Source organism: Negativicutes bacterium, assembly GCA_018052945.1.
Taxonomy (GTDB): Bacteria; Bacillota; Negativicutes; order JAGPMH01; family JAGPMH01; genus JAGPMH01.
This window is the reverse complement of the sequence record JAGPMH010000083.1, coordinates 1-3026: the sequence shown is the minus strand read 5'-3', so window position 1 is coordinate 3026 and position 3026 is coordinate 1. Positions and strand designations below refer to the sequence as shown.

The 3026-nt window shown below is 32.9% G+C and carries 5 protein-coding genes; all 5 read right to left on the bottom strand.

Annotation, left to right across the window (positions count from 1 at the left end):
• On the bottom strand, positions 1 to 1541 hold a 1541-nt coding region (gene fliD / locus KBI38_08245; protein MBP8630031.1), incomplete at its 3' end, for a flagellar filament capping protein FliD.
• Positions 1542 to 1551: 10 nt separating this feature from the next.
• Positions 1552 to 1998 carry a flagellar protein FlaG gene (locus KBI38_08240; GenBank protein ID MBP8630030.1) on the bottom strand — a complete coding sequence of 149 codons (447 nt, stop codon included), beginning with the start codon at positions 1996 to 1998 and terminating at the stop codon, positions 1552 to 1554.
• Positions 1999 to 2105: 107 nt separating this feature from the next.
• A complete protein-coding gene (gene csrA / locus KBI38_08235) occupies positions 2106 to 2327 on the bottom strand; it encodes a carbon storage regulator CsrA (GenBank protein ID MBP8630029.1) in 222 nt (73 codons plus the stop codon).
• Between the two features lie 9 nt (positions 2328 to 2336).
• Positions 2337 to 2765 carry a flagellar assembly protein FliW gene (locus KBI38_08230; protein MBP8630028.1) on the bottom strand — a complete coding sequence of 143 codons (429 nt, stop codon included), beginning with the start codon at positions 2763 to 2765 and terminating at the stop codon, positions 2337 to 2339.
• Positions 2766 to 2778: 13 nt separating this feature from the next.
• Positions 2779 to 3026: hypothetical protein (locus KBI38_08225; GenBank protein ID MBP8630027.1), on the bottom strand; the 248-nt coding region annotated here is incomplete at its 5' end.

The following is a 3026-nucleotide window of genomic DNA, read 5'->3' as shown; positions in this document are numbered from 1 at the left end:
AATTGTTTATATAGTTGAGTTTGGCGTTTGTCCATTATATCCAGCATTTTTTTCATTTGTGATTCATAACTATCAATTTTTATTCCTAAAACACTTTGATCATCAGAACTACTAATACCAGCTTCTTTCGAAATATTAGTCATTCCGGTTTGTGCTACGGCACTAAGTCTATTAGCAATGCCTTGTGAATCGCGATCACTACCAGTAGTACCAAAAATTTTATATACTACATCCGGATCTTCTTTTAAAGCATTACGTAATTTATTTTCATCCAGCTGAATTTTCCCTTTTTCAGTGTAAGAAGTCGTAGTAATACCGATGCTCGCAGCACTAGTGTACTTGCCGGTTAATCCATCAATTGAGTCTGATAAAGCATCTCTCATATCATAAACAACGCCTCTAATAATAGTATCATTGTTTAACAAGCCGGATTTAGCTTTCTCTTCCCAACTTTTAACTTGGTCTTCTTTCATCGCTGCTTTTTCATCATCTGTCAACGGCTTGTAGTCTTTATAGCGAGTTTCACTAATCTTTGAGTTCATAGTATCAAGCATTTTATTGTAGTCTTCAACGAATTTTTTGACATTCTCTACAATTTTATCAACATCATTAGTAACATTCACCTTAGTTTCGCCAATTTTATTTAAAGTATAAGTAACACCGGCTGCGGTAATTTTATTACTGTCCGCAGTATAGATTTTGCCATCTATTTTTGCTTCAGCTGAAACACCGGTCACAGAAATCGGGGTTGCTGCGGTCAACGCTATTTCACTACCTAATGTTTTATTAACTGAATCATAAGATGCTAATTTTAAATTAGTAAATAATTTTTCTGTGTTAGCTTGTCCTTCAGTACTAATCGGATTGTCGACGCTTCCGGCATTAACAGCAATACCAACCGTATTAGTGCTACCACCTTTTTTATTATATAGACTAAACGTATCATTAACGGCATCATAGCTTGCCGTAATATTAATATTTAGCTTATTAATATCAGATGCAACATCATTTAACGTTTTGCCTTCTAATTGACTGTAAGTATAAGAAATTGTTTGTGCTGTGTTACTACCATCATTAACAGTAAAACTAAGCCCAATTTTTGTTTTCTTTTCTTCATCTGTTATGCCGGCTGGATATTGCACATTAATTACATCCGGTAAATTAATGCTTTTTGGCGCTGTTGCATTGTCTCTAGTAATAGCAGTGGATTGTAAATAAGCATTTTGCGCTAATTTAGTAACGCTGATATCATGCGTCATTTCACCGGCATCACCATTAGCAACCGCCGTTGCAATAGTTGTATCTTGTGCTGTTGCCGATCTCGCTGCCATATTTGATTGTAACTTGTAATTACTTAGCGTACTAAACCGAAAGGTATTAAGTGATTTATAAATCGAATTATAATCGCTTTTTTTCCATTCGGTTTGCACTTTATTTTTATAGATATTATCATATTTTGATTGTTGGGTTTTCATCATATTTTTAACTAAGGAATCAATATCCATTCCCGAGCCACTTAACCCATATATACCTGATGCCATATCTATCACCTCACGCTTTCTTGTCTAAAATAAGGCCAATCCATTCTCTTGTTTTTTCCATTGCTTCTAAAATTTTTTCCGGTGGAAATTCTTTAATAACTTCTTTAGTTTGCTTATCAATCATTTTTACAGCAAATCTTCCTAATTTTTCATAATAGTCAAACTCTAAATTGGTATTTAGTTTACTCATAAATTCACTTAAAGCTTGGCTAATTTCTTTTACATCTTCTTCATTGAATTCTTCTTTATTTTTGCCATCTTTACTTTGATTATGAATATTTCCTTGTTCTCTGCCACTTAACAGAACTTCTACATCAGCATTAATTGAACTTTGCGAACTTTTCACATTTTCTTCGGCTACTGCACTAAGCTTAGCAGAGGAAGTGTCAACACTGACTGTTTTTTCGGCTGAAGCATTCTTAACTTCACCACTTACTTTACCAATACTATTAATCATACCTATCCCTCCATGATTTTAGGTTACAACTTAAAAATTTCAATCCTTTGAAATTGTTGATTAAACTGTCGTCTAACTATCAAGACAATTTATGATTTGCTATATCTTTATTTAAAAGTAATGTTTGATAAATCTACTGCTGCTACATTATTGATAGCTTGTTTGTTTTCTTCAACAATCGCTTTATAAATTTCGCCTCGATAAATTTTAATTTCCTTTGGTGCCTCAATGGCAATTCGCACATTTTCACCTTGCACGTCTACTATTTTTATGGTGATATCTTGCCCTATCATAATTTGTTGTCCTATTTTTCGACTTAAAACTAACATAGCGTTCCTCTATTCAAACACCTTGTGCTTGGTATTGTATTTACTTTTTTCAAGCACAACTTGTTTTGCTTTGTTATTTTCTTTATTGATTACGATAGGAGCAACTAAATTTGTTGTCATTTGTTTGATATCACCTTCGTTCATTGTGATAATCGTATAAATTAGCAAGTCTTCACTTTGTTTTACAGTTAAATCTTCGATTGATGCATCATCAATTTCAAATTCATAATCGGCAAAAATAAGAAACGGATTTATTATTAAAAACGCCAAATCTTCCTGTTTTACAGATTGCATAAATAAAAATGGACTTTTTTCATCATAAGGAATGATTACAAACTGTTTTTCTTCGTCAAACCCCGGTATCCCTTGTTCAAATTCAATTATCTTATCGTCATTTATTTCAATTTCGCCAAATCTCGTGGTTTTAATATTCATAATAAATCCTCCTCAATTATGCTTTAATATCATATTTTCCTTCTGTAACCCACATTTTTAAACTTGCTTTTTGTTTTAAATAATATGAAACTTCACCTTGCTGATAATCATATTGCACCGGACTGGGCTTTATTGTTACATCATATTTACCTACATCATTTTTCCCCACTATTTGAGATGGCTTCACCGTTATAATAGGCTCCGGAATAGCACCTAACGTTAAAGTGCGATTCTCCGGTGTAGTAATATTACTCTTAGCAATAT

Bases quoted from the DNA above. Each gene is read 5' to 3' on its own strand.
- KBI38_08240 (MBP8630030.1), bottom strand. From the start codon at position 1,998: ATGATTAATAGTATTGGTAAAGTAAGTGGTGAAGTTAAGAATGCTTCA.
- csrA (MBP8630029.1), bottom strand. From the start codon at position 2,327: ATGTTAGTTTTAAGTCGAAAAATAGGACAACAAATTATGATAGGGCAA.